Below are 10,813 nucleotides of genomic sequence, written 5' to 3'. Positions count from 1 at the left end.
TTCGACGCCCTCAGGGCCCAGCTTTCCGCCGTTGTCCCCTTTGCCTCATACGTCGGCGTGGCGCTCGGCGAGATCGGGGAGGGCACCGCCAAGGCCACGCTCGAGCAGAGCCACAACACCTCCAACCACATCGCCACGATGCACGCCGGCGCGCTGTTCACGCTCGCCGAAGCGGCCTCGGGTGCGGCGATGGCGGGGATGTTCCTGGAACGCCTCGCCGCCCTGCGCCCGGTCGCGGCGAGCTCGACCATCGCCTTTGTCAGACCCGCCAAGGGGGCGATCACCGCGCACGCCTTGGTCGATGGCGACAGGGCCGCGCTGTTCGCGGTGCTCGACGCCGAGGGCAAGGTGCGCTTTCCGGTCAAGATCCGGATGGAGGACGAGGCGGGGCGCGAGGTCGCGCAGATGAGTGTCGACTGGCACGTCTCGGCCTTGGCGCAGGCGGCGTGATTGCCTAAGCGGCGAGGATGACCCGGCGTGCGGCCTATCACCACGGCGACCTTGCCGCAGCCGCGCTCGATGCGGCGGAGGGTCTGGTGGTCGAGGATCCCTCGGCGAGCTTCTCGCTTCGCTTGCTTGCGGAGCGGCTGGGGGTGGCGCACCGGGCGCTCTACAACCACTTCGCCGACCGGGATGCGCTGCTCGCCGCGCTCGCGGCACGCGGCTTTGCGCGGCTAGCCGACGCGCTTGCGCCCGCGCCCGATCCGGCCGGCTTCATGGCCGCCTATATCGGCTTCGCGCTCGCGCAGCCGGGGCTCTACGCGGTGATGATGGGGCGGCACCATGACCAGATCAACGCGCATCCCCCGCTGCGCGCGGCGGTCGACCGGGTGATTGCGGCTGCGCTCGATGCGCTCGCGACGCCAGGCGCGGACGAGGAGACGCGGCGGCGTAAGGTGATGCGGGTGTGGATGCTCGCCCACGGCGCGATCGGGCTCCAGCGCGCCGGGATGCTGCGGATGCGCAGCGACGCGGCTTTCGTAGACGAGGTGCTGCACATCGCGGGCCTCGCCCCGCCACAGGAGAAAAAGTGATGAACCCAGCCGATGCCATGCCCTTCTCGAAGCTCATGGGCGTTCAGGTGACTGCCGCCTCGGCCCAAGCGGTCGAGGGCACGATCACCGTACGCGAGGATCTGTGCACCGCAGGGAGCATCATGCATGGCGGGGCGATCATGGCCTTCGCCGATGCGCTGGGCGCAGTGGGCGCGGTCGCCTGCCTGCCCGAGGGCGCTAAGGGCACCACCACCATCGAGAGCAAGACCAATTTCCTCGGAGCCGCGCCGGTCGGCAGCACGGTCAAGGGCCGCAGCGTTCCGCTCAAGACCGGGCGGCGCATGTCGGTGTGGCAGACCACGATCGCAACTGCCGATGGCAAGCCGGTCGCGGTGGTGATCCAGACGCATTTGGTGCTCTAGGGCACCACCCGCCGCGCCGAGATGATCCTGATCTCCGGCTTCAGCATCTGCCCCTTCATCACCCCTTCGCCAGCCTCCGGATCACGTGGGGCGGCGAGGACCTGCGCGATGATCTCCATGCCGCCTGTGACATAGCCGAAGGCCGCATAGCCCGCTTGCCACGCCGGATCGGTTGCGGCCGGATCGGCGTCGAAGCCCTTCTGGTCCTCGACCATGATGAAGAAGTCCCCGTCGGCATCGCCGGGCGCGGCCATCGCCATCGACAGCGCGCCATGGGCATGGGTGAGGCCGGTCGCGGCGGTGGATTCGAAGGCGATCTTGGGGCGCACGCGCTTGGGGTCCCCGCGGGTGCCGCCCTGGACAAGGCCCGAGGGCTTGCGCTCGCCGTCCAGATCCATCGCGCGGTAGAAGGTGGTGCCATCCAGCCGCTTCTCGTCGACATAGCGCAGGAAATTGCCCGCGGTGACCGGCGCGCGCTCGGTCTCCAAGGCGATGGTGACGGGGCCGAGCTCGGTCTGGAGCACGACATCGACATGGGCGGCACCGGGGAAGGGGCGCACCGCCGGGCGCGCGGTGGGCAGCGCGGCCAGTTCCTCCGGGCCGGGCGGGGGCGGGACGGGGCCGTCGCGCGGGGGCGCGATCTCGAACTTCATCAGCAGGGTGCGCTGGCAGCCACTGCGCGCGGCGCTCTGGCAATTGCTGAAATTGTCGTCCGAGGCGAGATAGAGAAACCGCCGCCCCTGCTCCTCGCGCAAGGCGAGGCCCTCGAAATTGTCGAGCGTCAGCGGCGGGGCGAGCACCGCCAGCGTGCGGGGCGTGCCGTCGGGGTCGATCTGCACCACCGCGGCACGGTTCTGGTTGTCGGCGGGGGTCAAGCTGCGCAGCAGCACGAAGCAGGTGCCGTCCTTGGCGCAGGCGGCATCGGTGGGCACGCCGCCGAATTCGGCGATCCCTTCAGGCGCGGCCAGCGCAAGCGGCGCAGCGCCCGCATCGGTGATGCGCAGGCAATTGGATCGGGCCGGATCGACCCATTCGCCGCAGGCCAGCAGGCCGCCGGGCCATGCTGCAAGGGTCTCGATCCCGGCATTGGGCGCGGCCCCTGCGACAAGACCCGCAGCCCGCGTCTCGGTGCCGGTCGCGGGGCGGGCGAGATCGGCATAGCGCCAGATGCGATGCTCGCGTTCGAAGGCAACCAGCCATTCGCCCGAGGCAAGGCGGGTGACGGCCTCGGCATCGCCGCGCTCTTTGGCGCTGAGCTTTGCGCCCTTGGGATCGGTGAGCGGGCCGAGGCGCACCTGCGAGACATCGACCAGCCGCTCGCCGACATCCTCGGGCGTCAGCTCCACCCAGCGCCCGTCATCGGTGACCGCGAAGAGCGTCCCGTCGTGCCATTCGAGGCTGGAAATGCCGCCGATCTCCGCCTTGTCGGGGAAGATCTCGACCCCGCCGCGGAAGGTGAGCACGCCCACCTCGGCCGCGCCGAGGTCGGTAGGCGCAGTCTCGGGCAGGAAGGCGTCGTCGGCCTGTGCTGACAGCGGCGCAGCGATCAGGGCGAGGGCGGCAAGGGCGAGGCGCCTTAAGATGAGATTGGGCATCCATGTCATTCGTCCGGGTGTATCGCCGCTTCGACGAAGCGCAAGGCGGGAGCACCCCTGTTCATCCGTGCGCAAGGTTTACATCTGTAATCGCCGTGACTACAGGTGTAATCACAAGAGCGAGGGAGACGCCCCGTGACGACGTCAGAAGACAGCAACGAGGCCAGAACCGGCGAACGCATCACCGATGCCGAACACGCCGTGATGGAAGTGCTGTGGGATCGCCCGCGCCAGACCGCTGCCGAGGTGTGCGAGGATGTCTGCGCGGCGCGCGGCTGGAGCCTTGCCACGGTCAAGACCCTGCTCTCGCGCCTCGTCCAGAAGGGCGCGGTCGCGGCCGAGCCCGATGGCCGCCGCTTCCTCTATTCGCCGCTGATCGCGCGCGAGGACTATGTCGGGGGCGAGAGCCGACGGTTGGTCGATCGCCTGTTCGGCGGCAGCGCCGCCTCGCTGGTCGCGCATCTGGCGGAAAGCGAGGCCCTCACCGCCAATGATCTCGACGAGATCGAGGCGCTGCTGAAGGAGCTGCGGGCATGACCGACATGCTGATTCATACGCTGGTGTGGACCGGCGTGCTGATCGCTGCGGTGCTGGTGCTGCGCCGCCCTGTTTCGCGGCATTTCGGCCCCGAGGCGGCCTATGCGCTATGGGCGCTGCCGCTGCTGCGCCTGATCGTACCGCCGGTGACGCTGCCTGCGTGGATGGCTCCCGCGAAGACTCCTGCCGCGCCCGAACTTACTGCCGCGCCCCCGGCGTCCGATCCGGCGCTTTGGCAGACCGCCGCCGCGGCACCGCCGACCGGCGCGGTTCCGGCTCCGTTGACGGTGCCGATGGAGGCCCCTGCGCCCGCGCCCGAGGGCGGTTTCGACCTTTTCGCCCTGCTCGCCGACTGGCCGATCCTCGAGGCGCTGCTGACGCTGTGGCTCAGCGGGGCGGCGGTCTTCCTCGCCATGCGCTTTGCCGCCTATTTCTCCCTGCGCGACGGATTGCTGGCGAAGGGCCGCGAACTGGGCCGCACCCGGGGCCTCTTCGGCATGCCGGTGCGCCTCGTCGAGACGCCTGCCACCAATGCGCCGCTCGCGATGGGCGTGCTCGATCCGGTGATCGTGCTGCCGCCGGGCTTCCTTGCGCTCCACGACCGCACCGGACGCGATCTTGCACTGGCGCACGAGCTTGCGCACCACCGCGGCGGGGATCTGCTCGTCAACATCCTCGTCCAGCCTTTGTTCGCGCTGCACTGGTGGAACCCGCTCGGCCGCTATGGCTGGCTCGCGCTGCGGCGCGACCAGGAGGCGGCGTGCGATGCGCGGGTCATGGCCAGGCGCGGCGCGCAGGAGAAGGCCGCCTATGCCGCGCTCATCGCCCGCTTCGCCGCCGCTCCCGGCACCGCGCACCACGCCGCACTCACCGCGCCGATGGCCTGCCCGGTGCTCGGCGAGAAATCGATCATCCACCGCCTGAGGAGTCTTGCCATGTCCGATCTTTCCCCCCGCCGCCGCATGGCCGGCCGCGCGCTGCTCGGCGCGGGGCTCCTGGCCCTGCCGCTGACCGCCAGCATCACCTATGCTGCCGGCGAGAACGACAGCATCTTCGAAGCACCCGAGCCGCCCGCTCCGCCATCGCCGCCCGAAGCGCCCCAGCCGCCCGAGGCTCCGACGCCGCCCGCGCCGCCCTCCGTCCTGCTGATCGATCCCGACGCCCCCGGCGCGCCCGGCGACACGCAGGTCACCGAACGCGTGTGGCGCGATGCGACAGGCAAGGAGCGCCGCGTCAAGATCGTCACCCGCGGCCGGCCCGATACCGAGGCGCTCGCCCGCGAGCTTGAGGGCATGGAGCACCTCGACAAGGCCGAGCGCGAGGCGATGCTCGCCGAAGTGCGCGCCAGCCTCGCCGAGGCCGACAAGGCGCTCGCCGATCTGCCGCGGATCATCGCCGAGGCCGAGGCCAGCGCCGCCAGCGCCCGCGCCGAGGCCGGTCGCCAGCCGCGCGTGATCGTCAAGCACGAATGCAAGCCGGGCAGCGAGGAGGTCTCCGAGATCACCACCAAGGAGGGCACCCAGATCGTCAGCATCTGCCAGAAGCGCATCTATGCCACGGCGGTGATGGGCCTGCGCGAAGCGCGCGACGAGATCGCCGCCGACAAGGACATCCCCGAGGAAACCCGCAAGCAGTTGCTGCGCACGCTCGACAGCCAGATCAGCCGCTGGAACGGCGGCAAGGAAGGGTGAGGGTCAAGGGCTGATCGGGAAGCCCGGGCGCGGGCGGGAAGGGGGCGACGCTGTGCCTACTTCCCGCCCGCTGCTGCCTGTGCTGCCTTGGGCCGGGCCGGATAGGCACAGCCGCGCCCCAGACCCCAGCCCTTGAGGAACGACCGGCGCACCATCCCGGCCGTATAGGCGGCGCGCAGATTGCGGTCCGCGTCGGCCGCGCCGGTTGCCTCGCGCACCAGCCCGCGGAACGGGATCACCGAGCCGACCACGCTCTGCCCGATGCGGCCCTGGCTGAGACGCTTCTCGCCGTCATCCACGGCAATGTCGTAATCCGCGCCCAGCATCATATCGAGCTCGGCAATCGCGCTCACCAGCGCGTCGCAGCTGGCAAGGCCCGCGGTCGCATAGGGATCGCGCTCGGCGGCTTGGAGCACCTCGGGGATATCGCGCGCGTCGATGTTGAGATCGCGCAAGGGGGTCTTGGCAACCTCCCTCGCGTCGGGTTCGGGCATGACTTGCGCGGCGAGGGGGGGAGCGACGAGAGCGGCGCTGCAACCGAGGGCTATTGCGGTAACGAGAAGAGCGGGTCGCAGGTGCATCAGGTTCAATCCTATCTGAAATATGCGTCGCACGCGGAATCATCGGTCGCCTCCAGACCCAGTCGCAGCGCCTCCATGCGCTGGCGGCTGGTGCCGTGGGTGAAGCTTTCGGGATTGACCCCCTGACCCGCATTGCGCTGGAGAGTATCGTCGCCGATCGCGCTTGCGGCTTTCAAACCCTCCTCCAAATCACCCGCCTCGATAAGCTGGCGGTTCTTGCCTGCCCACATCCCGGCATAGCAATCTGCTTGAAGTTCCATCGCCACCTGCAGGCGGTTGGCGGCGGCCGGATTGCTGCGCTGGGCAGCGCGCACCTGGTCGGCGATCCCGGTGAGGTTCTGGATGTGGTGGCCATATTCATGGGCGATCACATAGAGCCGCGCGAAATCCCCGCCGGTGCCCGCCATCTGCGCAAGGGTGTCGTAGAAGCCTGTGTCGATATAGATGCCCTTGTCGGCCGGGCAGTAGAACGGCCCGACCGCCGCGCTCGCGCTTCCGCAGCCCTGCGTGGACACCTGCCCGCCGCGGTAGAGATCGAGCACCGGCTGCTCGAAGGCGATCCCCGCGCGCTGGAACGCGGCCTCCCATGTGGCATCGAGGCTGGTGAGCGCGTTGCAGGCCTCCTGCGCATATTCGCTGCTGGTGCAGACCTCCTGCTCGCTGAGTTCGCGCCCGCCGCCGCCTTGCGTGGGGGCCGACTGCTGCTGGACGCCCTGCAGCACGCCGATGGTCTGCATTGGATCGAGCCCGAACACGACCGCGCCGATCAACGCGATCACCAGCGTCCCGCAGCCGATCCCGCGCGGGCCCATGCCGCCCCCACCGCCGCCGCCATCGGACGAGCGGACATTGATCCGTGACGTGTCGAATGGCCCCAAGCGCATTTGCGTTTCCTCCCCTTGGCCCCCGCGGGGTGCAACAATTCTATTGGACAGGCACGTGCCACACGGCAAAAGCGCCACACGACAAATAACCTAGCCAATGGCTCGAACGTGCAGGAGATGCGGCGAATGCTCAAGGACAAGCGTGCCCTGGTGACCGGCTCGACCTCGGGGATCGGCCTTGCGGTCGCACGCGCGCTGGCGGCCGAGGGCGCCGAGGTGATTCTCAACGGGCTGGGCGATTCGGACGCCATTTCAGCGCTCTGCAAGGAGTTGGGCGCGACCTATAATGGCGCCAACCTGATGGACGCAGGCGCCATCGAAGCGATGATGGAGGCGGTGGGCCCCATCGATATCCTCGTCAACAATGCCGGGATGCAGCACGTTGCCGCGATCGAGGCCTTTCCGGCCGACAAGTGGGACGCGATTCTGGCGCTCAACCTCACCGCCGCCTTCCACACCACGCGGCTTGCCGTGCCGGGAATGAAGGAGCGCGGCTGGGGACGGATCATCAACACCGCGAGCGCGCATTCGCAGGTCGCCTCGCCTTTCAAGAGCGCCTATGTCGCTGCCAAGCACGGGCTGGCCGGCTTCACCAAGACCATTGCGCTGGAGCTGGCGACCCACGGCATCACCGCCAACTGCATTTCGCCCGGCTATGTCTGGACGCCCTTGGTGGAGAACCAGATCCCCGACACCATGGCCGCACGCGGGATGACCCGCGAGGCGGTGATGAACGACATCCTCCTCGCCAAGCAGCCGACCAAGCAATTCATCGCGCCCGAGGATGTCGCCGCGCTCGCGGTGTTCCTGTGCGGGCCCGCCGCACGCGGGATCACGGGCGCGAATTACGCGATCGACGGGGGCTGGACTGCCGAATGAGTTTTTCGCGCGGCCTGGCGTTGCTGCTGCTGGCGCTGCTTGGCCCGCAGCTTTTGGGGGCCTGCGCGCCTGCGGCCCCGCGCCCGGCGAGCGTGCCGCCCGAGGACCGCGCCGCAATCGCCGCGCGGCTGGAGGCGGACATCGCCTACCTTGCCTCGGACGCCATGGCGGGACGCAAACCGGGCACGCCGGGCGGGCGCGATGCCTCGGCGTGGATCGAGCAGCGCATGGGCGAGGTCGGCCTTGTCTCGGGCACCAATGATCCGGGCTCCTATTGGCGCCTTCCGGTCGATCTGCTCGGCGTCCAGCCCGATAGCGCCGAGCTGGTGCTGGGCCAGGGGCGGCGGCGGGTGGTGGTTCCGGCCGCGGACGCCGCGGTCTATACCCCGCGCCGCCGCGCGCTGGCCTTCGGCGGGCCGGGGACGGGCGTGCCCGTGGTGTTCGTCGGCTTTGGCGACGGCTCGGTGCTCGGCGATGCGCTGGCGGGCGCGGTGGCGGTGATGCTCGCCGATCCGGGCCGCGATGCGACGCGCCGCGATGCCCTGTTCCGCCAGCGCGCGACCGCCGTCCTCACCGTCGTCCCCGACAGCGCGGCGCTCGCCGCGGTGCGCGCCGCCGCCGAGCGCCCGCGCTTGCAGCTCGCGAGCGAGGAACAGGACAATCTTGCCGCCTACATCACCGACAAGGCCTTCGCCGAGGTGATCGGCGCGCGTCGCTGGGCGGCGTGGAAGGCCGAGGCCGAAGATAGCGCCTTCACCCCGATCGAACTCAATCTCTCGGTCAGTCTCGAGGCGACCAGCGACCGGCGCGAATTTGCCACTCAGAACATCATCGGCATGATCCCCGGCAGCGAGCCCGGATCGGGGGCGGTGCTGGTGCTGGGGCATTGGGACCACCTCGGCGAATGCGGCCCGCCGGGCGCTTTCGACCGGATCTGCAACGGTGCGGCCGACAATGCCAGCGGGATTGCGATGATGCTCGAACTGGCGCGGCGGCTGAAGGCCGGGCCTCCACCGGGGCGCGACATCTACTTCCTTGCCACCACCGCCGAGGAGCCCGGGCTGCTCGGCATCCGCGCCTTCGTCAAGGATCCGCCGCTGCCGCTCGCCAGCATCGTCGCCGCCTTCAATCTCGACATGATGGCGGTCGCTCCAGCGGGCAGCCCGGTGGGCTTCGTCGGGCGCGGCAAGGACGAGGGCCTCGATGCGGCGGTGCTGGCGGCGCTCGCGCGCCACGGCCGCGCGCCCGGCGACCAGAGCCTCGCCGACAGCTTCCTGATGCGGCAGGACGGCTGGGCGCTGGTGCAGGCGGGCGTGCCTGCAGTGCTGCTGTCGAGCACTTATGGCAGCCGCGCCATCCTCGATCCCTTCATCGCCGCCCGCTACCACCAGCCCATCGACGAGGCCGAAGGGATGGAGCTTGGCGGGGCGGTCGATGATCTGCTGCTCCACGAGGACCTGATCCGCGAAATCGCCGACCCTGCGCGCTATCCGGCAAGTGCGCCGCCGCGCCCCTAGCGCTCGGGGCAAACCGCGGTTACATGGGCCGCCACGAATCTCCCGCCAGAGGAGACCCCCTCTCTACCTTTGCAAGCGAAAGTGGCGCTCATGGATATCCCGCTCGGTCTGACTTTCGATGACGTGCTGCTCCGCCCGGCGGAGAGCAACGTCCTGCCGAGCATGGCCGACACCTCGACCCGGCTGACCCGCGAGATCCGCCTCAACATCCCCGTCCTGTCCTCGGCGATGGACACCGTGACCGAGGCGGACATGGCGATCGCCATGGCGCAGTTGGGCGGGATCGGCGTGCTGCACCGCAATCTCGACATCGACGCGCAATGCGCCGCGGTGCGCGCGGTCAAGCGCTACGAGAGCGGGATGGTGGTCAATCCGATCACGATCCAGCCCGACGCGACGCTCGGCGAGGCGCAGGCGCTGATGCAGCTGCACCGGATCAGCGGCATTCCGGTGGTCGACGCGGGCGGCAAGCTGTGCGGCATCCTCACCAACCGCGACGTGCGCTTTGCCGAAAACCCGCTCCAGCCCGTGCGCGAGCTGATGACCACGGAGAACCTCGCCACCGTGCCACTGGGCACGAGCCAAGAGGAAGCGCGCCGCCTGCTCCACGCACGCCGGATCGAGAAGCTGCTGGTGGTCGACGATGCCTTCCACTGCATCGGCCTCATCACGGTCAAGGATATCGAGAAGGCGGTGAACTACCCCCACGCGACCAAGGACGGCACCGGCCGGTTGCGCGTGGCGGCGGCGACCACCGTGGGCGATGCAGGCTTCGCGCGCACCGAGGCGCTGGTCGATGCCGAGGTCGACGTGATCGTCATCGACACCGCCCACGGCCACAACATCGAAGTCGCCCGCGCGGTTGAGCGGGTGAAGAAGCTCTCGAACGCGGTGCAGGTCGTTGCCGGCAATGTCGCGACCGCCGAGGCGACCCGCGCGCTGGTCGATGCCGGGGCGGACGCGGTCAAGGTCGGCATTGGCCCGGGCTCGATCTGCACCACCCGCGTGGTCGCCGGCGTCGGCGTGCCGCAGCTGACCGCGATCATGGAGAGCGCGGCGGAAGCGGCGAAGTCGGGCGTGCCGGTGATCGCCGATGGCGGCCTGCGCACCTCGGGCGATGCCGCCAAGGCGCTCGCGGCGGGCGCTTCCAGCGTGATGATCGGCTCGATGCTCGCAGGCACCACCGAAAGCCCGGGCGAGGTGTTCCTCTATCAGGGCCGCAGTTACAAGGCCTATCGCGGCATGGGCAGCGTCGGCGCGATGGCGCGCGGCTCGGCCGACCGTTATTTCCAGCAGGACGTCTCCGCCATGAAGCTCGTGCCCGAGGGGATCGAGGGCCAGGTGCCGTTCAAGGGCCCGGCCTCCGACGTCGTCCACCAGCTGGTCGGCGGGATCAAGGCGGCGATGGGCTACACCGGCTCGCGCACGATCACCGATTTGCAGGACCGCGCCAAGTTCGTGCGGATCACCAATGCGGGGCTTTCCGAAAGCCACGTTCACGACGTCGCCATCACCCGCGAAGCACCGAATTATCCCACACGCTGAGGCCTCGATATGACACCCGCCGCTAGAGTACAGGCGGCGATCGAGCTGCTCGACACCGTGATAACTTCCGCGCGCTCCAAGGGTGCGCCCGCGGACCGGATCATCGCCGAATATTTCCGCGCGCGCCGCTATGCCGGGTCCAAGGACCGGCGCGCGGTGCGCGATCT

At 69.5% G+C, this 10,813-nt stretch carries 11 protein-coding genes and 1 pseudogene; 9 read left to right on the top strand and 3 right to left on the bottom strand.

Annotated features, from left to right (window positions below):
- The 3 genes from NBV68_RS13530 to NBV68_RS13520 form a co-directional block, all read left to right on the top strand.
- Positions 1-450 (top strand): YiiD C-terminal domain-containing protein (locus NBV68_RS13530; protein WP_296310614.1); only part of this gene is annotated, 450 nt, incomplete at its 5' end.
- 17 nt (positions 451-467) lie between these two features.
- Positions 468-1,034 (top strand): TetR-like C-terminal domain-containing protein, encoded by a 567-nt coding sequence (locus tag NBV68_RS13525; protein WP_296310612.1) that lies wholly within the window; start codon positions 468-470, stop codon positions 1,032-1,034.
- Complete coding sequence (locus NBV68_RS13520; protein ID WP_296310610.1) at positions 1,034-1,417, top strand: PaaI family thioesterase; 384 nt, start codon at positions 1,034-1,036, stop codon at positions 1,415-1,417. Before NBV68_RS13525 ends, NBV68_RS13520 begins: the two co-directional genes overlap by 1 nt.
- Here the strand turns inward: NBV68_RS13520 and NBV68_RS13515 are convergent.
- Positions 1,414-3,012, bottom strand: coding sequence for an esterase-like activity of phytase family protein (locus NBV68_RS13515; protein WP_296310608.1), 1,599 nt, complete (start codon positions 3,010-3,012; stop codon positions 1,414-1,416). The two genes, NBV68_RS13520 and NBV68_RS13515, sit on opposite strands and share 4 nt — an antisense overlap.
- A 135-nt stretch (positions 3,013-3,147) precedes the next feature.
- On the opposite strand from NBV68_RS13515, the gene NBV68_RS13510 reads away from it, so the two are divergent.
- On the top strand, positions 3,148-3,549 hold the full coding sequence (locus NBV68_RS13510) for a BlaI/MecI/CopY family transcriptional regulator (RefSeq protein WP_296310606.1): 402 nt from the start codon (positions 3,148-3,150) through the stop codon (positions 3,547-3,549).
- On the top strand, positions 3,546-5,240 hold the full coding sequence (locus tag NBV68_RS13505; protein ID WP_296310605.1) for a M56 family metallopeptidase: 1,695 nt from the start codon (positions 3,546-3,548) through the stop codon (positions 5,238-5,240). Before NBV68_RS13510 ends, NBV68_RS13505 begins: the two co-directional genes overlap by 4 nt.
- A gap of 56 nt (positions 5,241-5,296) precedes the next feature.
- Here NBV68_RS13505 and NBV68_RS13500 read toward each other — a convergent pair whose 3' ends face one another.
- Both NBV68_RS13500 and NBV68_RS13495 read right to left on the bottom strand, forming a co-directional pair.
- Complete coding sequence (locus NBV68_RS13500) at positions 5,297-5,821, bottom strand: hypothetical protein (protein WP_296310603.1); 525 nt, start codon at positions 5,819-5,821, stop codon at positions 5,297-5,299.
- 11 nt (positions 5,822-5,832) lie between these two features.
- Positions 5,833-6,705 carry a neutral zinc metallopeptidase gene (locus NBV68_RS13495; RefSeq protein ID WP_296310602.1) on the bottom strand — a complete coding sequence of 291 codons (873 nt, stop codon included), beginning with the start codon at positions 6,703-6,705 and terminating at the stop codon, positions 5,833-5,835.
- Between the two features lie 117 nt (positions 6,706-6,822).
- On the opposite strand from NBV68_RS13495, the gene NBV68_RS13490 reads away from it, so the two are divergent.
- The 4 genes and pseudogenes from NBV68_RS13490 to NBV68_RS13475 form a co-directional block, all read left to right on the top strand.
- The gene (locus NBV68_RS13490; protein ID WP_296310616.1) at positions 6,823-7,584 is read left to right on the top strand and encodes a 3-hydroxybutyrate dehydrogenase; all 762 of its coding nucleotides are present in this window, start codon (positions 6,823-6,825) and stop codon (positions 7,582-7,584) included.
- Positions 7,581-9,101, top strand: a complete 1,521-nt coding sequence (locus NBV68_RS13485; protein WP_296310601.1) for a M28 family peptidase — start codon at positions 7,581-7,583, stop codon at positions 9,099-9,101. Before NBV68_RS13490 ends, NBV68_RS13485 begins: the two co-directional genes overlap by 4 nt.
- Before the next feature lie 90 nt (positions 9,102-9,191).
- Positions 9,192-10,646: an IMP dehydrogenase gene (gene guaB / locus NBV68_RS13480; RefSeq protein WP_296310600.1), complete on the top strand. Its 1,455-nt coding sequence runs from the start codon at positions 9,192-9,194 to the stop codon at positions 10,644-10,646.
- 9 nt (positions 10,647-10,655) lie between these two features.
- A pseudogene (locus tag NBV68_RS13475) lies at positions 10,656-10,813 on the top strand (RsmB/NOP family class I SAM-dependent RNA methyltransferase); the annotation flags it as partial.

Origin of the sequence: Erythrobacter sp. (assembly GCF_023653175.1) — a bacterium.
Classification (GTDB): domain Bacteria; phylum Pseudomonadota; class Alphaproteobacteria; order Sphingomonadales; family Sphingomonadaceae; genus Erythrobacter.
The sequence above is the reverse complement of the archived record's forward strand: the minus strand, read 5'-3'. Positions and strand labels throughout refer to the sequence as shown.